Below are 16,533 nucleotides of genomic sequence, written 5' to 3' on the forward strand. Positions count from 1 at the left end.
AAAACGCCGGCCGTGGAAACCACGGCCGGCGTGCGAATCATCAGGAGCAGTGGCTCTGACCGCTGTCAGGGGTCAAAGTTCGACCTGCTCAGGTGCCGGTCGCCGGAGCCTTTTCCTCGGCCGGAGCCGGGGTGGCGGCCGGAGCGGCAGGTGCGGCTGCCGGAGCTGCGGGGGCGGCCGGAGCCGCTGCCGGAGCCGGCGACGCCTCGGCGGCGAAGTCCTCGGCGCGCGCGTGCAGGCCCTGCAGGTAGCTCGACACCGAGCCGATTTCTTCGTCGGTCAACTGCTTGGCGACGGTCGCCATCACGTTGAACAGGTGCGGGTCCTTCTGCGTCGTCGTGCCGGCGCGGTATTCCTCGAGGCGACGCTGCGTGTAGGCCGCCTGCTGGCCGGCGACGTGCGGATAGGCCGGGCCCGGGTTGCCGGCGCCGTCGGGACCGTGGCAAGCCATGCAGGCCGGAATGCCGCGGGCCTTGTCGCCGCTCTGGAACAGCTTCTGGCCGACTTCGAAGAACTTCTTGCCGGCATTCGGGCCGCTGGCGATGGCGGTGTCGTCGGCGACGCCGGCACCGGCCTTCTGCGTGGCGAAGTAGGCGCCGATGTCGCGCGCGTCCTGTGCGCTGAGCGCGTCGGCGAAGGGCTTCATCACCGCGGCCATGCCGGTGGTGCGCTCGCCGGCCTTGAACAGGGCGATCTGGTGGGCGATGTAGCGCTCGCTCTGGCCGGCCAGGCGCGGGTACTGCGGATCGGTCGGATTGCCGTCGAGGCCATGGCAGGCCGCGCAGGTGCCGGCCTTGGTGGCGCCGGCCTTGGCGTCGCCCCATACCGCCTTTTCCGGGGTCAGCGGCGCGGTCTGGACCGGCGCATTCTCCGGGACGGGGTTGACCGTGGTCTGGGCGTAGGCAACGGCGGCAACCGTGAAGGCGGCGACGCCGAGAAGGCCTATGACGCGGGCATGGCTCATGTAGCGGGGCTCCGAAACACTGGGATGGCGTACCGTTCAGCGGACGCCGGAACCGCGGAATTATCGTCGCGGGCGCAGGGCCGGGTCAACGCGGAACCATGCCTGCGATGCCTTTTATGCGGGGACGACACCGGTTCATGAGGCAATTGGGCCCTTTCGCATCGCTTCCGGTGGTTTCCCCAGGCGGGCAAGGCACCCGGGCGTGCGATCCTAGTAGGCATGGCCAATCCCCTTGCCCGCGCCCGCTACCTGCTGGCTGCACACAACTACAAGCAGCTGCCGCCGGACGGGGGCTTCGAAGTCGCGTTCGCCGGTCGCTCCAACGCCGGCAAGTCCAGCGCGCTCAACGCCCTGTGTCAGCAGAACGCGCTGGCGCGCGTGTCCAAGACGCCGGGCCGCACCCAGCAGCTGGTCTATTTCGATGTGACCCCGACGGGAACGCCGGAGACCGAGGGCCGTTACCTGGTCGACCTGCCCGGCTACGGCTACGCCAAGGTGCCGCAGGACCTGCAGGCGCACTGGCAGGCCTTCCTCGACGGCTACTTCGGTTCGCGCCTGGCCCTGCGCGGCCTGGTCGTGGTGATGGACATCCGCCATCCGCTGAAGGACTACGACCGGCAGATGCTCGGCTATGCCGTCAACCGCGGCCTGCCCGCGCACGCGCTGCTGACCAAGGCCGACAAGCTCGGCCGCGGCCAGCAGGCGCAACAGCTGCAAGCGGTACGACGCGAACTTTCGAGCGCGTTCGGCGACACGGTCAGCGTGCAGACGTTCTCCGGCGAGTCCAAGCAGGGCGTGGACGAAGCGCGCGCGGTGGTCGGGAGCTGGCTGGGGCTGTAGTCCAGGCCGTGATTGCGGCAGTCGCGGAAACCGCACGGCCGCACGACGGCAGCGCCACCGTTTGCTCGAATGGCACAGCCGCCAGGAACGTCCCGGCGGCCATGACCCGGGAGCATGGCCGCGATGAGCTTCGATTCGCTCCCTATCTGGGCTTTCTTTCTCGGCACGATCCTCATCGTGATGGCATCGATCGAGGTCGGATACCACCTGGGTACTGTTGCCCACAAATCCGAAGACGAAAAGGAATCGCCCGTCTCAGGCGTGTCCGGCGCCATCCTGGCCCTGACGGCTTTCATGCTGGCCTTCACGTTCGGAATCGTCTCCGATCGCTACGACGCACGAAAAGGACTGGTGCGCGAAGACGCCAATGCGCTGCGTACGACTTACCTGCGCGCCGCATTCCTGCCTGAGCCTGATCGCACCGAAACCCGGCGCCTTCTCAAACAGTATCTGGATCTGCGGCTGGCGTTCGCGCGGGGTGATCGCGTCGATCCCGAGCAGTTAAGGGCAACGCAGATCCAGACCAGTCGGATACAAGGCCGGTTGTGGGACATCGCCGTGGCGCATGGCGGAAGAGACCTCAACTCCGACGTCGCGGCGCTGTATATCGAATCGCTCAACGAAGTGTTCACCATCCATGCAACGAGGATCGCGGTAGGCGTCCAGGCGCGGATCCCGATGGAAATCTGGCTGGTCCTTTACGGACTAGTGATCCTGGGGATGATGAGTATCGGCTACCACACCGGCATCGCCGGATCGAAACGATCGAACGCGGGCTTCATCCTTGCGCTCTCGTTCGCGATGGTGATCGTGGTGATCGCGTCGCTCGACCGGCCGGGGGCCTACGTCCGTGTATCGCAACAGCCGCTGGCAGACCTGAGGGCCTTCATGGCGGCGGACCGGTGATGGGAACGGCCAGTCCAGGCTGACGGGACAAAGGAAGCACATGCCGCGCTCAAATTCCCGTGCGCGTTCACATCCGCGCCCGAACCCATTCCGGGGGCGTTAAACTCTGCCCATGTTGCGGCAACCGCTCATTCGGCTCGCGATTCACCTGCTGCTGGTCATGTCGCTGATCCTCCCCGGGATTTCGGCACCGGCCGGGGCCCTTGTGGATGAATTGCACGCACTGACGGCTTCGGCCGCGATGGCCGACATGCCGTGCGACGAAGGCCAGCGCGCCTCCGATCACCAGGCGCCATGCGATTGCTGCCCGCAATCCAAGTGCGATCTTTCGGCGTGCCTGGGCACCGGCTGCCTGTTCGAGCTGCCCCGGTTGGCCGCCTTCGTACCTCCGACGGCCATGCCGCTGCCGTGGGATCTGCCGGCGCCTGACTCTCAGGCGGTCGGCACGCTTTTCAGGCCTCCCATCGCCTGATTCCTCCGTAGCAAGCGCGAGCGCGAAATGCGCTCCCTGCCGCTATGCGCGGCAACCCACGGAGCATCCACGTGACAATCAATCGACGCTGGGCGGCGCTATGCCTGCTCGGCCTGTTGCCCACCATGGCAACGGCGAAACCCATCGCCTTCGCCAGGGGAACCACCGTCATGGCCGAGCATGGCGCCGGCACCATGAACGAGGTGCAGATGTTCTACGCGCCGCGGTACTGGTGGTCTGCCGGCGCAGGCTGGCTTGAACTCGACAGCGAGGACGGCAGCAAGCAGCGACACATCACCTACGTGCGCGGCAACCTGCTGGCCAAGCGCTGGAACCTTCCGGCCGCCCAGGCCAATGTCTTCGTCTGGGGCGGCCTGGGTAGTGCCACCGGCAATGACTTTTCCGGCAGCGCGCTCGCGCGCAACGTCGGCTTCCAGACCGACTACGAAACCCGGCGCGTATACGCCGCATTCCGGTCCGACCTGCAGGAGAGCGATGAGTTCTCGCATCGCATCGATACCTTGCAGCTGGGTTGGGCGCCGTACGCCCATGACTACGACACCCTGGCCACCTGGTTCGTCGTGCAGTCCCGTCACTACACGGGCGGCCTTTTCGACGGCCCGGAAACCGCGCTGCTGGTTCGCTTCTTCAAGGGCGGGACGTGGGTCGAGTTCGGTGCGACCACCGACGGCAAGGTCCAGGCCATGGCCATGTTCAATTTCTGATCCGGAGCACCTCATGAAACCCATCAAGACCGCAGTGCTGGGCATCTTGCTCAGTGTTTCCTCCATCGCGTCGGCCACGACCATCGAGATGGACGTCAACGGCCTGGTCTGCGCGTTCTGCGCGCAGGGCATCGAGAAAACCATGAAGACCTTCCCGGCGACCGAAGCCGTCTTCGTCAGCCTGGAGAACCGCATCGTCGCCGTGCAACTGAAGGACGGCACGGATATCGACGATGCCAGGCTGCGCAAGGCGATCACCGACTCCGGTTACACGGTAGTGGCGATCCGCCGGACGGAAGCATCGATCGAAGCCATCCGCAAGCGGGTATCGGCCGATGAATGAGATCGATGCCGCTTGCGTCCCGCTACGCCGGAATCTCGGTGTCGCCTTCGTGACCCTGCTGGCCGGCAGCGGCACGTTGGTGTGCTGCGTGCTGCCCGCAGTGATGGTTGCATTGGGTGCAGGCGCGGCTTTGGCCGGGCTGGTCACTGCCGTGCCGCAGCTGATCTGGCTCTCCGAGCACAAGGTCGGCGTGTTCGGCGCAGCGTTCGCCATGCTGGCACTATCGGGTGCACAGTTATGGCATGCCCGTCGGTTGCCATGTCCTGCCGACGCTGCGCTCGCGTTGACATGCTCCCGGTTGCGTAAGGCAAGCGTGAGCTTGTGGGTGCTGGCGTTGCTGTGCACCGGGCTCGGTGCCGCATTCGCCTTCCTGTTGCCGCTGCTGGCATGACCCACCGGAGGGCGGCGGTGTCGCCCTCGGATCTTGGCGAGAACCAGAGATGACCAAGCTTGAGTTGAAAAGTCGCCTGACCTGTCCGCATTGCGGGCACGCCGCCGAGGAGACCATGCCCACCGACGCGTGCTGGTTCTTCTACCCCTGCAAAGGGTGCGGCGAAGTGCTCAGACCGAAGCAGGGGGACTGCTGCGTGTTCTGCTCGTACGGCTCGGTTCCCTGCCCGCCGATACAACAGAGCAGGCCCTGTTGCGGTTAGGGCGTCGGATGTCCGCTTTGGTCCAAAGCGGACCTCCTCGTTGCGCTTGTCTCGGCGTGACCTCGCGAGCCAAACCGCAGGCTTGCAGATCAGGGCGCTTGACGACCGGTGGCGTCGTCCACTGGCCGTCCAGCAACGCTGGTGTCGGCCAGTAGTAGCGCGCGAACATCACGAAGGGGCCCTTCGGCGCGGGCAGCCAGTTGGCCTGCTTGTCCTTGCCCGGTGAGTCGGCCTGGATGTAAAGCGTCAGTCCGCCGTCGGCGTCCTTCTTCAGGCCCGGCAGCATCGGCGAATTGATCACTGCTGCTACGGCAGCGTGAACTTCCGGGTGGCGCGCAACGGCCAGACGGAGGTGAAGGCTGCACCACCGACCAGGCGGTAAGCGGCCGAGACACCGTTCACGACGCCCAATCGCTCCAGGACGTCCTTCACGCGCCGAAACGAGTGTTTCGGGTCGGCCGTCACCATGAAGAGATTGATCTCTTTCTTGCTCTTGTCGTAGCCCTCAAGCTGGACAGCATCGCCCAAAGCCGCCTTCAACTCGCTCTCGATCGTTGCAAGGAAGGTTTCGTCCGCCAGCGACTTGCGCCAGAACTTGATGACCAGTTGGTAATCCATCGGACGATTGTAGGCCAATCAGGCAATCATCCCGAGACCTTCTCGACGGCCGGCGGCTTCCAGTTTCCCTTCAGCACCTCTTCCTTTGGGCCGTACAGCCGCATGTACATTGAATGGGCCTTGCTGAGGCGTTGGCAGCCAGTTCGATTCCTTGTCCTTGCCCGGCGGCGTGCTGGATGTACGGCGTCAGCGAGCTATCCGGCCCATAGTTGAATTTGTTGCGGTCGCCTACCGAGTACCACAGCGTTGGCCGGTGTCCGGCACCGTCCAACGTGGCGATCGAATAGAGCGTATCGACGTTCCAGACCACTACGGTCCGGTTGCTTGGATCCGGGAATGCCTGGAAATGGTGAACTGATTGAAGGGTGCTCGGCACGTTCGTCAATACCGCCTGGTTGGTCGCGTAGTAGACCAGCGGAAATCCAAAGATATAGGCCTCCTGCGCCAGTGCGCGCGCTTCGTCGGCGGAGAGTTGGCCTCCCGGACTTGCGGCCGATTGTTTCGCAGCTTTGTCAGCCCCCGTCCTGCGGTGAGGGGCGGCTGCAGCCGACAAACAGGCCGGCGGCAAGGATCAGGACGAAGGCGACATGGCGGTTCATGGCAGCTCCGTAGGCGGTCCGAACGCAAGTGGGTTTGAGCGAACGCACTCTGCGGCGGGGTGCCGTTAGCCCGCGTGAGCGGGTGATCTTCGCGTTGTCATCTCTCTGCGCTCCAGGCTGCGCCCGCCTATGATGAACCTCCATGAAGCTCATCCATTCCCCTCTTCATGCCCTCCACGACGGCGGCATGGAACTGCACCGCGGCGAGCTGGTGCCGTGCTACGAGATGCCCGCACGGGTCGACCACATCCTGGCGGCGATCGCGCGGGCGGGCTGGGCGGTGGAAGCGCCGCGCGAATACGACGACGCGGTGTTCACGAGCGTGCACGATGCGGACTACCTGGCATTCCTTCGCGGGGCGTACGACGCCTGGCGCGCGGAGGGCCGCGATGGCTTCATGTTGCCGGGAGCGTTCCCGGCGCGTGGCCTGCGTCGTGACCGGGTGCCCACCGGATTGCACGCGCGCCTGGGTTATTACGCCTTCGATGCCGGTAGCCCGATAGTCGCAGGCACCTGGCAGGCGGCACGGGCAGCGGCGCACTGCGCATTGACCGCCGCGGACCTGGTCGCCGCGGGCGAGCGCAGCACTTACGCCCTGTGTCGGCCGCCGGGCCATCATGCCGGGCGCGGCATGTTAGGCGGCTACTGCTTCCTCAACAACGCGGCGCTGGCAGCGCAGCGCCTGCGCGACGCCGGCATGGCCAGGATCGCGGTGCTGGACGTGGATTATCACCACGGCAATGGCACTCAGGAGATTTTCTGGGATCGCGACGACGTGCTGTTCGTGTCGATCCACGGCGACCCGAACACCGAGTACCCGTTCTTCCTCGGCCACGCGGACGAGCGCGGCGCCGGGGCGGGCGAGGGCTACAACCACAACTTCCCGTTGCCGCGCGGCACCGACTGGGCCGGGTACGCGGCAGCGCTCGAGACTGCGCTCGGACACGTTGTCGACTATGCGCCGCAGGCACTGGTTGTCTCGCTCGGCGTGGACATCTTCGAGGGCGACCCGATCAGCCAGTTCCGCCTCGGTGCGGCGGATTTCACGCGGCTCGGAGCACACATCGCCGCGCTCGAACTGCCGACGGTATTGGTGCAGGAAGGCGGCTACGCCGTGGCCGAGATCGGTGACAACGTGGCCAGCGTGCTTGCGGCGTTCGCCTGATCCGGAAGCAAAGGCCGTCGCGGCCGGCTCGCAAAAAGACCGAGACCGGGATTCACTCCGCTCTCAAGCGGCCCAAGGTACGGTCACTTTTCGACACCCAGGAGGCCAACCATGATCGCCAAGATCCAGCCGTGTCTTTGGTTCGACGGAAATGCCGAAGAGGCGTCGCGTTTCTACGCTGACACCTTTCCGGATAGTCGCGTGGGCGCCGTCATGCGCGCGCCAGGGGATTATCCATCCGGCAAGAAGGGCGACGTCCTGACCGTTGAAATGACCATCCTTGGAACGCCGTTCCTGCTGCTGAACGGAGGACCGGAGTTCAAGTTCAACGAGGCGGTCAGCTTCCAGGTCGCGACGGACGATCAGGCAGAAACCGACCGCTACTGGAAAGCCATCACGCACAGCGGCGGCGAGGAGAGCGAGTGTGGTTGGTGCAAGGATCGCTTCGGCCTGTCCTGGCAGATCACTCCCAGACGCCTGATGGAGTTGCTGTCGCAAGGGGGTGAAACGGCAGCGCGCGCATTCCAGGCCATGATGGAGATGAGGAAGATCGACATAGCCGCGCTCGATCGAGCGGTCGAGGACGTCAAGTCCTGAGCTGTGCATAACCGGACCTCGGGTCCATCTCTTCGGCAGTCAGGCTAGGCATTGCCGCCGACTTATGCGCTCACCTGTTGACGCAAGGCAGCGGCGAAATCGTGCGCCAGCTGCTCGCTGCCGGCTTAGTGGACGAGCTTCGGCTCATGACGTTTCCCCTCGTGCTTGGGCGTGGCAAGCGCCTGTTTGGCGACAACGCACAAGCGTCGGCCTTCATTCTGGAGCGCTCGATCAGCACGCCTGGTGGTGTGCTGATCACCCGCTACGCGCGCAGCGGCAAGGTGCGTACGGGAGCGTTCGACGAAGGCGAGTAACGATCAACGCGTTTGGCGAATGTCCGCTCCTGGCCGGAAGTGGTCCTTCAAGCTGAGATCGCGAGGACTGGACGAGCGGCCGCTTCCGACCCAAAGCGGTCATTCGGACAGTGCCGGAAACCCATCCTGTTCGTAGTGCACGTCGTCACCTGGTTCGCCCTGTGGCAGCTCAAGGAGCACACATCGTGGGCGGCGCTGGAGGCGGTGTTGCTGTTGATGATCCCGATCTTCCTCAATGCCATCAGCTACCAGTCGGTCCCGGAGGCCGGCGACGTCAACGAGTTCGACATGCGGTGCGGCAGCGGCAATTGCGCAGGCACGTTTCATGCGAACCATGGAGTGGTTCTCACTGCGAATTCACATTGATAGGACCTCAAAAAAGGATAGTTCCCGAAGCGATGCGCCAGTGTGAATTGGCCATGCTCACGTCAGGCCGCACGGCGCGAACTGGCACAACCTGTAATGCGCATTCCTCCCTTGGACGTGCAACGTGCATCAGGCATCTACCGCTCGTCCGAAACCTGCGCTGCTGGCGACCGGGTGGGCGGATTAACCTCCACATAATCACGCCGAAGGCCATCGGTGGGACGATAATCACCAGTTCGCGCAGGTGCGTTCACACTCCCTCCGACACCCTTGCAGCCAATCGCCCACCTGCGCATGGCTCCCATCAGCGGGGCCGCCTGGACGGTGACAAAGCGCGTTGGACCACTGCGCCCGGCGGAGATTGCGGTCCCGAGCGCACGTTCAAGGATTACATCCGCGGTCGCGTCTTGAATGGCCGTCCGCACCTTTGCGTGGCCGCAGGAATCGGTGACCTGCGTTCAAGCATTGCCGACGAAAATTACCGGACAGAAGTGGCGGGAATGCGCCGCCAATGTCCGGCCCGTCTCGGAGGTTCAGCGATGAATATGACTTTGCGACAAGGGTTGTTCGGCGCTGCGGCGCTGTGCCTGATATCGCCCGCTTTGCATGCAGAGCAGCCCGATGACTGGGTGTGGATTGCGGCGCCCTACGTGTGGGCAGCTAGCGTTGGCACCGACCTGAACACGCGCACGGCCATTGGCGATGGCGGTGTCAATTTCTCCGACGTCATCGACAAGGTCGATGGTGCCTTCGAGGGGCATTTCGAAGGCCAGAACGAAAAGTTCGGCCTGTTCTCGGACCTCACCTACATTGGCCTGGACGACAGCCATAGCTTCCAGCGCGTGGACACGCACTCCAACCTCGATTCGACGCTGTTCGAACTGGCGGGTGTATGGAGCCCGGGTACGGGGCGCTACGAGGGCGTGGAGGTGTTTGCCGGTCTGCGCTACATCGACGTCGAGCTGACCACCGATTTCGACCCGGTGAATCCGCTGTTCGAACCGCGACGTTTCCATCTCGACGATTCCTACAGCGATTTCATGCTTGGCGTCCGCTATATCTGGCCGCTGGGTGATCGCTGGCGCCTGGCGCTGCGCGGGGACGGCTCCACTGGTGACACGGACGGCACCTGGAATGTCAGCGTCGTCGGCTCGTATCGGGTGAAGTACGGTGAATGGCTGTTTGGCTACCGGTACCTGTCCATCGACATAGAAGAAGACGACAACAATGTCGACATCACCTTGAGTGGACCCATGGCCGGTTTCGGCTTCGTCTTCTGAGCCGGGCTGATTCGTCGAGCGCGTGTCGATCACGCAGAGCTTCAGCGCTGGAGCAATTGACATGAAAGCCAAAATCGGCACCATCACAGCCCTCGCCATGGCCGCCGGCGGATTCCTGCTGGCCATCGAGCTTGCACCGGCAAGCGATGGCGCGACCGCCGCGACCCCCAGCGTGGCGAGCGCCGCCACGGGCACACCCGAAGATCAAGCCGCCGCCGCACCCCAGGCGACAACGGAGATGCCGGAGAGCGATCCCGATCGCGAGGTGTTCTTCGGCCAGACGCATGTCCATACCAGCTGGTCCCTGGACGCCTATGTGATCGGCAACATGACCACCGGACCGGAAGAGGCGTACCAGTACGCCATGGGCGATCCGATCAAGCATCCCGGCGGCTACGACGTGAAGCTGGCGCGGCCGCTGGACTTCCAGGGCGTGACCGACCATTCCGAATACGTCGGCATGATGCGGCTGGCGAACGATCCGACCTCGCCGATCAGCAAGCTGCCGATCGCCGCCAAGCTCAAGGTCAACAAGCCGGAAGACGTGATGACGGTGTTCAAGTACCTGGCCGGCAGCATCGCGAAGAACGAGCCGATCAAGGAATTGCTCCAGCCCGACGTGGTGGCCTCGGTCTGGCAGAACAACATCAAGATCGCCGACAAGTACTACAAGCCGGGCCGGTTCACCACGTTCGTTTCCTACGAATGGACCTCGGCGCCGAACTTCCGCAACATGCATCGCAACGTCTTTTTCCGCGACAGCAAGAAGGTGCCGAAGGCACCGTTCACCGCGATCGATTCGCTGCACCCGGAAGACCTGTGGACCTGGATGGACGGCCAGCGCAAGGCGGGCAACGAGTTGCTGGCGATCTCCCACAACGCCAACCTCAGCGACGGCATCATGTTTCCGCTCGATGTGGACAACAAGGGACGTCCCATCGATGCCGCCTGGGCGCAGCAGCGCCTGGACAACGAACCGTTGTCGGAGATCCACCAGCTCAAGGGCACGTCGGAGACCAACCCGCAACTGTCGCCCAACGACGAGTTCGCCAACTACGAGATCATGAGCTTCCTGATTGGCGTGGATAACAGCACTTCCAAGCTCCATGGCAGCTATTTCCGCGAAGCCTGGGCCAATGGCATGGCGATGCAGGTGGCAAAGGGCTACAACCCGTACAAGTTCGGCGTCGTCGGCGCGGGCGATTCTCACAACACCGTGACGTCGTACGTGCAATCGGACTTCCACGGCGGACATGCGACCCTGGACGCGACGCCGAAGGCGCGCCTGGCGGGCAAGATCGAGGCCGGCATGGAAGTGCTGAAGCTCAGCACCTCCGGCCTGGCCGGGGTGTGGGCGGAAGAAAATACGCGTGAGTCCATCTTCGATGCGATGCGGCGCAAGGAAACCTACGGCACCAGTGGCGTACGCATCAAGGTGCGGTTGTTCGGAGGCTGGGGCTTCAATGAGCGGGCGTTGGACAACCCGAACTGGGTCAGGACGGGATACCGCGAAGGCGTTCCGATGGGAGGCGACCTGCCGCCGAAGAAGGGCGAAGCCCCGACGTTCATCGTCTGGGCGATGAAGGACCCCGACGACGCCAACCTCGACCGCATCCAGATCATCAAGGGCTGGACCAAGGGCGGAAAGATCTTCGAACACGTGTACGACGTGGCGTGGTCCGATGGCCGCAAACCGGATCCGAAGACGGGCAAGGTCCCGGCCGTGAAGAGCACGGTGGATATCAAGAACGCGAGCTACACCAATACGGTCGGCGCGGTCGAGTTGAAGAAGGTGTGGCGCGATCCCGAGTTCGATCCGGCGCTGCATGCCTTCTATTACGTGCGCGTGCTGCAGATCCCGACACCGCGCTGGTCGACCTACGATGCGAAGAAGCTGGGCGTGGCGCCACCGACCCGGGTGTCGCCGACGGTCCAGGAGCGGGCGTGGACGACGCCGATCTGGTACTCGCCGGCCGCGACTACGGCCGACCACGGGACCACCACGGCGAAGGCCGTCGCATCGATCCGGTAACGCCGATGGATGTGTGATCAGAGCAGCTGAGCGAAGTTTGGTTTAGGGGTGCAGGGGGGCACGGCCATTTGGTCGGTGCCACTGGAGTGTGGCTGCGCGGCGACGATCCGCTGCGCGGCCGATCACGGGGACAGACCTGGCAGATTGCCGTCATGACCACAGTCACTATCGATGAGCGCGCACGATCATTGCCTGCAAGGCGGTGGATGCGGGATCCGTTCCTGCACTTCCTCGGCATCGGCCTGGCGTTGCTCGCCCTCTACCACGTTGTTTCGCCACCGCGACCGCAGTCTCCAGGTTCCCGTATCGAGCTGACCCAGGACGACCTGCGCCAGATCGATCTGGCCTGGATGGCAAAGTGGCAACGGCATCCGACCCAGGCCGAGATGCAGGGGTTGGTCGAGGCCAAGGTCCGCGAGGAAATCCTGTATCGCGAAGCGCTCACGCTGGGGCTGGATCAGGACGACACGATCATCAAACGTCGCCTGGCACAGAAGCTGGAGTTCCTGACCGAGGACACCTCCGCCATTCGCGACCCCACGCCCCACGAACTCCAAGCATGGTTCGCAGGGCACTCGGCACAGTTCGCGACGCCCGGGCGCGTCACGTTCCGCCACGTCTATTTCTCGCCGGACAAGCGCGGTGCGCACGCGGCCGACGATGCCCGAATGGCACTCGCCACGCTCTCGGGTAAATCCACGGCCTTGGGTGCCGACACCAAAGTGGGCGACCGGTTCTTCGATCGCGACTATTACCCCGATCGAACCCCTGACCAGGTAGCGGGGTTGTTCGGGACGAGGTTCGCGCAGTCGCTGTTCAAGCTGCAGCCCGGTGCATGGCAGGGACCGGTCGAATCGGGACTGGGCTGGCACCTTGTCCGGATCGATGAGATGAGCCCCGGAAGCGTGCCGACGTTCGAAGAGGTCGATCGCGAGCAGGTCAAGGCTGCGTGGATCGACGAGCGACGCGCCGAATCCCGGCGCACGACCTTCGCCGCGATCAAGGCGAAGTACGAAGTCGTGTTGCCTGGAACGAGCGTCCAATGACCAGGGCCTTGCTCCGACTGGGACTGTGGCTGGGGCTGCTCGCCTGCGCGCTGGTCGCGCAGGCGCATGAATCCCGGCCTGCCTATCTGGAGATCAACGAGGTCGCGCCAGGACGCTACGGCGTGCTGTGGCGGACACCGATCAACGCGGGCATGCGCCTTCCTGTCCTGCTCGCGCTTCCGGACGACGTACGCGACATCACGAAGCCTTCGATACGCGAGCTGTCCGATTCGCGGGTGGAACGCCGCCTCGTCGAATCACCCGGCGGCCTGGCCGGCAAGCGCATCGACTTCGTCGGGCTGCAAGCCACCATCACCGACGTGCTGGTGCGCGTGCAACTGGCCGACGGCGGCCAATCGACGACCCTGGTCCGCCCCTCGGCTGCATGGATGGAAATCCCGCGTACACGAAGCGGGGTCGAGGTGGCGCGCACCTACATGGCGTACGGCGTGGAACACATCCTGGGTGGCGTCGATCACCTCCTGTTCGTGACCGCGCTGCTGCTGATCGTTCGAGGCGGACGGCGCATCGTCGCGACGGTCACCGCATTCACTGTGGCGCACAGCCTGACGCTGGTTGCGGCCACTCTAGGTTGGGTGCACGTTCCGTCGCCGCCGGTCGAAGCGATCATCGCGCTGAGCATCGTGTTCGTTGCGGTCGAAATCGTGCATGGCCTGCAGGGTAGGGCGGGGCTGACCGCGCGCGCACCGTGGCTGGTGGCCTTCTGCTTCGGCCTGCTGCACGGCTTCGGTTTCGCTGGGGCGCTGGCCGCGGTCGGTCTTCCCGAGAATGCGATCCCGATGGCGTTGTTGTGCTTCAACGTTGGCGTCGAGATCGGACAGCTGCTGTTCGTCGGAATCCTCCTCGCGGCAATCGCGCTGCTGCGCCGGTTGCCGCTCTCTCCGCCACGCTGGTCGTCTTGGGTCGCGCCGTACGCGATCGGCGGCATCGCGGCGTTCTGGATGCTGCAACGGGTCATGACGTTTTGGGGATGATCTTTCTTCCGCGGCCTGAGGTGTCGCACATGAAAACCAAAGCCTTGCTGATTGCTGCCGCGGCTGCGGAACTCGGGACCGGCTTGGGGCTGCTGGTCGTCCCGTCATTCTTGTCACAGCTGTTGCTGGGCGAAGGGCTGGGTTCGACCGTATCGGCACTGGTGGGACGGGTAGCAGGAGCTGCGTTGGTGTCGATTGGGCTGGCATGCTGCTTCGAAAGCGCAGGCCGTCGGGCGGGTTCGCCAAAGGGATTGCTGGTGGCGCTGCTCCTGTACAACGCCATCGTGGCGTTACTGCTGACTCATGGGGCCTTGTACCGGGGCGTTCACGGGCTACTGCTGTGGCCCGTCGTCGTCGTCCACGTCGCTTTCGCTATCTGGTGCACGGCGTCAATTCGGTCCGAGGGGGGGGCGGCCTGGCTCCATGAATCCTTAGTTCGCCCCAGGCGACCAACATAAGTCGACCAATGACCGTTTGTGGCCGGAAGCGGACCTTCAAGTTGATATCGCGAGGCCCGGACGAACGGCCGCTTTCGGCTCGAAGCGGGCATTGCGCATTGGGTGACGCTCAGTCGCGGATTCCCTGGGGCAGGGCCAGGCCAGATGCGCCCGCGACCACCTTGCGGATACTCAGGATCGCCGCCGACGAAAGCGAACGTTTCGCCAAAAAAGTCGGTACGTTGCCGCCGATATCTGTCAGCGATATATAGATCAATCGTGTCCCGACGTGCGTCGGAGTCATGATCCATTCGCCGCGAGAGCGTAGTGCGATGCAGTCTGGCGTCGGTTTCCTTCCGACATAGTCAAGGGATACGAACTTCACCCGTATCTCGCCATTGGCGAAGTTCTGTCGCTCGAAGCGCATGGAGTAACAGCGATCGCTGATCACCGGCGTGCTGAGGACGTCCGACCAAATGGTCAGTTCTCGACCTCGCTGGATGAAGGTGCGACTGACGTTCTTGTTATTCTCATCGAGAAATTTTCCGAACAGGTAGTCCGCGATCGCTTCCGGCGACACCTTCAGAGACGTGCTGATGCGAAGTTCGTCGTAACGCTCGCCAGGAATGCGCCGGCTCTCCGCCCGGATGCCATTCTTGTCGCTGACGGTCTGCCACTGCTGGGCCTGCGCGCTACCTGGCATCGACAACATCGCCGACAGGAAGAGGCAAGCCAGCTGCCTTCCCATCCCGCGTCGAATGATGGGGGGCCGGTATGCGATTCGACTACGGAGCGAATCCATTGCTCGTCTCCTCGCGCTGAGCATCTGGAGGATACGATGCCAACGTCGTGACAAGGTCAAGACAGTGCCCTCTTGTGGCGCTTCGCGCGAAGCGACGACACAGCAGGCGGTCAAGCCTTCCGGCCCTAGAGCAACAGCGGGGCTTTGCCCGGCGCAGTCTCCGGCAAGCGCAGGAAGACCGGGAGCACTGCAAGTGCAACGATCGCGATCATGGCGCCAGGAGCCGCCGGCCATCCCGTCGCCTGGATCAGGAGCTGGGCGAGAAATGGTGTGAAGCCTCCGAACACCGCGGTCGCGACGGTCGCGCCCAGGGCCAGCCCGCACAGGCGGCCCTCGCCGGGAAACTGCTCTGCCGTAGCCACCGCGCCAACCGCACTGACGGCCCCTGCAACGCATGCGAGCGCCAACGCGCCCACCAATGCGGTAAGCCGGGGCCCATGAGCCATCACGGCGAACAGCGCGATTGGCAGCGCCGCGCTGCCTAGGGTCAGAAACACAAGCACAGGGCGGCGTCCCAGGTGGTCCGACAGCAGTCCGGTAAATGGTGTCACCAGAATGACCGCGACGGCTGCCCAGGTGGACAAGCCGAGCGCCTCACCTTCGCCGAAGGAACCGGTCGAGGTGAGGAAGGTGGGGATGTAGGTAATGCCGATGTAGTAGGTGATCGATCCGAGAGCCGAGATCGCGAAGCCTCGAACGATGCCCCTGCGATGGTGGCGCAGTGCATGCCGCAGCGGATTTCTTGGCACCGTACGCGCCGCCAACTGGCGTTCGAAGTCGGGCGACTCCTGCATGACCGATCGCGCGATCCAGACACTGGACGCCAATGCCGCGCCGACGAAGAACGGCACTCGCCATCCCCACGTGTCCAGAGCGTCTGCGCTGAGGCTGTTCACGGTGATGGCGGAGACGCCTACGGCCATCAAGGCGCCCACTTCGCTTGCCGCAGCCGCCAGAGACGTAACAAGCCCGCACCGTTCGGGGCGTGCGCCTTCGAGCAGATACGCAACAACGCCCGTGTACTCGCCCCCAACCGCAAAGCCCATTACGCATCGCAGGGCAATGAGGATCCATCCAGCCGCCGGTCCGATTTCTGCGCGGGTCGGCAGCAGTGCCGTCGCCAGGATGACGGCGGTCATGACCGCGACGGAGAGAAGCAAGGTTTTGCGTCGGCCGTATCGATCCCCCACGTGCCCAAAAAACAGGGCTCCAAGAGGCCTCATCAGATACGCAACTGCAAAGCCCCCCAACGTGATCAGGAGCGACGCTTCCCCGCCGCCAAAGAAAACGCGGGACAACACCGTGGTGAGATACAGATACAACGTGAAGTCATACCACTCCACAATGGTGGAGAACGCGGCGATCACCATTGAACCGCG

At 64.1% G+C, this 16,533-nt stretch carries 21 protein-coding genes; 16 read left to right on the plus strand and 5 right to left on the minus strand.

Annotated elements, in window-relative coordinates; genetic code table 11:
- Positions 1-88 precede the first annotated feature (88 nt).
- A complete protein-coding gene (locus J2X06_RS01875; RefSeq protein ID WP_310057535.1) occupies positions 89-964 on the minus strand; it encodes a c-type cytochrome in 876 nt (291 codons plus the stop codon).
- Positions 965-1,183: 219 nt separating this feature from the next.
- Between J2X06_RS01875 and yihA the strand changes: the two genes are divergently transcribed.
- From yihA to J2X06_RS01910, 7 genes are all read left to right on the plus strand, one after another.
- Positions 1,184-1,804 (plus strand): ribosome biogenesis GTP-binding protein YihA/YsxC, encoded by a 621-nt coding sequence (gene yihA / locus J2X06_RS01880; protein WP_310057538.1) that lies wholly within the window; start codon positions 1,184-1,186, stop codon positions 1,802-1,804.
- Between the two features lie 114 nt (positions 1,805-1,918).
- Positions 1,919-2,710: a hypothetical protein gene (locus J2X06_RS01885; protein WP_310057541.1), complete on the plus strand. Its 792-nt coding sequence runs from the start codon at positions 1,919-1,921 to the stop codon at positions 2,708-2,710.
- A gap of 112 nt (positions 2,711-2,822) precedes the next feature.
- Positions 2,823-3,182: a hypothetical protein gene (locus J2X06_RS01890; protein ID WP_310057544.1), complete on the plus strand. Its 360-nt coding sequence runs from the start codon at positions 2,823-2,825 to the stop codon at positions 3,180-3,182.
- Between the two features lie 71 nt (positions 3,183-3,253).
- Positions 3,254-3,907, plus strand: a complete 654-nt coding sequence (locus tag J2X06_RS01895; RefSeq protein ID WP_310057547.1) for a hypothetical protein — start codon at positions 3,254-3,256, stop codon at positions 3,905-3,907.
- A gap of 13 nt (positions 3,908-3,920) precedes the next feature.
- Positions 3,921-4,250 (plus strand): heavy-metal-associated domain-containing protein, encoded by a 330-nt coding sequence (locus J2X06_RS01900; protein ID WP_310057550.1) that lies wholly within the window; start codon positions 3,921-3,923, stop codon positions 4,248-4,250.
- The gene (locus tag J2X06_RS01905) at positions 4,243-4,641 is read left to right on the plus strand and encodes a hypothetical protein (RefSeq protein ID WP_310057551.1); all 399 of its coding nucleotides are present in this window, start codon (positions 4,243-4,245) and stop codon (positions 4,639-4,641) included. The genes J2X06_RS01900 and J2X06_RS01905 overlap by 8 nt, the downstream gene beginning before the upstream one ends.
- A 49-nt stretch (positions 4,642-4,690) precedes the next feature.
- Positions 4,691-4,903: a GDCCVxC domain-containing (seleno)protein gene (locus tag J2X06_RS01910; protein ID WP_310057554.1), complete on the plus strand. Its 213-nt coding sequence runs from the start codon at positions 4,691-4,693 to the stop codon at positions 4,901-4,903.
- Here the strand turns inward: J2X06_RS01910 and J2X06_RS01915 are convergent.
- Positions 4,812-5,204: a DUF1214 domain-containing protein gene (locus J2X06_RS01915; protein ID WP_310057556.1), complete on the minus strand. Its 393-nt coding sequence runs from the start codon at positions 5,202-5,204 to the stop codon at positions 4,812-4,814. The two genes, J2X06_RS01910 and J2X06_RS01915, sit on opposite strands and share 92 nt — an antisense overlap.
- A gap of 5 nt (positions 5,205-5,209) precedes the next feature.
- On the minus strand, positions 5,210-5,521 hold the full coding sequence (locus J2X06_RS01920; protein WP_310057558.1) for a hypothetical protein: 312 nt from the start codon (positions 5,519-5,521) through the stop codon (positions 5,210-5,212).
- A gap of 786 nt (positions 5,522-6,307) precedes the next feature.
- Here J2X06_RS01920 and J2X06_RS01925 point away from each other — a divergent pair.
- From J2X06_RS01925 to J2X06_RS01965, 9 genes are all read left to right on the plus strand, one after another.
- Complete coding sequence (locus J2X06_RS01925) at positions 6,308-7,285, plus strand: histone deacetylase family protein (RefSeq protein ID WP_310057561.1); 978 nt, start codon at positions 6,308-6,310, stop codon at positions 7,283-7,285.
- A 111-nt stretch (positions 7,286-7,396) separates the two neighbouring features.
- Entirely contained in the window at positions 7,397-7,882 is a 486-nt protein-coding gene (locus J2X06_RS01930) for a VOC family protein (RefSeq protein WP_310057563.1), read from the plus strand.
- Positions 7,883-7,959: 77 nt separating this feature from the next.
- A complete protein-coding gene (locus J2X06_RS01935; protein ID WP_310057564.1) occupies positions 7,960-8,196 on the plus strand; it encodes a dihydrofolate reductase family protein in 237 nt (78 codons plus the stop codon).
- Between the two features lie 135 nt (positions 8,197-8,331).
- Entirely contained in the window at positions 8,332-8,562 is a 231-nt protein-coding gene (locus tag J2X06_RS01940) for a hypothetical protein (protein ID WP_310057567.1), read from the plus strand.
- Positions 8,563-8,993: 431 nt separating this feature from the next.
- Positions 8,994-9,842: a hypothetical protein gene (locus tag J2X06_RS01945; RefSeq protein ID WP_310057570.1), complete on the plus strand. Its 849-nt coding sequence runs from the start codon at positions 8,994-8,996 to the stop codon at positions 9,840-9,842.
- Positions 9,843-9,903: 61 nt separating this feature from the next.
- Positions 9,904-11,874, plus strand: a complete 1,971-nt coding sequence (locus tag J2X06_RS01950; RefSeq protein WP_310057573.1) for a DUF3604 domain-containing protein — start codon at positions 9,904-9,906, stop codon at positions 11,872-11,874.
- 206 nt (positions 11,875-12,080) lie between these two features.
- A complete protein-coding gene (locus J2X06_RS01955; protein WP_310057576.1) occupies positions 12,081-12,920 on the plus strand; it encodes a peptidylprolyl isomerase in 840 nt (279 codons plus the stop codon).
- On the plus strand, positions 12,917-13,915 hold the full coding sequence (locus J2X06_RS01960; RefSeq protein WP_310057579.1) for a HupE/UreJ family protein: 999 nt from the start codon (positions 12,917-12,919) through the stop codon (positions 13,913-13,915). The genes J2X06_RS01955 and J2X06_RS01960 overlap by 4 nt, the downstream gene beginning before the upstream one ends.
- Before the next feature lie 29 nt (positions 13,916-13,944).
- Entirely contained in the window at positions 13,945-14,373 is a 429-nt protein-coding gene (locus J2X06_RS01965) for a hypothetical protein (protein WP_310057581.1), read from the plus strand.
- A 109-nt stretch (positions 14,374-14,482) separates the two neighbouring features.
- On the opposite strand, the gene J2X06_RS01970 is transcribed toward J2X06_RS01965, so the two are convergent.
- Positions 14,483-15,154 carry a hypothetical protein gene (locus tag J2X06_RS01970; RefSeq protein WP_310057584.1) on the minus strand — a complete coding sequence of 224 codons (672 nt, stop codon included), beginning with the start codon at positions 15,152-15,154 and terminating at the stop codon, positions 14,483-14,485.
- Positions 15,155-15,279: 125 nt separating this feature from the next.
- Positions 15,280-16,524 (minus strand): MFS transporter, encoded by a 1,245-nt coding sequence (locus J2X06_RS01975; protein ID WP_310057586.1) that lies wholly within the window; start codon positions 16,522-16,524, stop codon positions 15,280-15,282.
- Positions 16,525-16,533: the final 9 nt, after the last annotated feature.

Source organism: Lysobacter niastensis (genome assembly GCF_031457115.1).
In the GTDB taxonomy this organism is placed as follows: domain Bacteria; phylum Pseudomonadota; class Gammaproteobacteria; order Xanthomonadales; family Xanthomonadaceae; genus Lysobacter_J; species Lysobacter_J niastensis_A.